We start from the raw sequence: 303 nt of genomic DNA on the forward strand, positions 1-303 counted from the left end.
GGCGCTCTCTGAATCATTAATATCAGGTGCTTTTGAAACCTGGATGAGCAGGATAACGGGACCGGACAGGTTTGGGAAAGAGCTAATGAAAAACACTCAAATTTTAATTGTATTTATTGTCTTAGCAAGCATCGCAAGCGGATATTTATACAATTTGAATCCCATGCTTTTATTTTTGATAATTGCATTTATTTATTTTATTCTATTTTTATGGACAATGCTTTTTATAAAGATGCCGTATGCCAAGAGAAAATTAGAAAGTGTTCAACAAGAATCATTTATAAGTATCCTACAGCGTAGCTT

Annotated in this window: 1 protein-coding gene; it reads left to right on the forward strand. The window is 33.3% G+C overall.

What is annotated here, in order from left to right; all coding sequences use genetic code 11:
- Positions 1–303 (forward strand): hypothetical protein (locus tag ACLWS4_RS38425; RefSeq protein ID WP_416876632.1); only part of this gene is annotated, 303 nt, incomplete at both ends.

Origin of the sequence: Kitasatospora sp. SC0581 (assembly GCF_048159585.1) — a bacterium.
In the GTDB taxonomy this organism is placed as follows: domain Bacteria; phylum Actinomycetota; class Actinomycetes; order Streptomycetales; family Streptomycetaceae; genus Kitasatospora.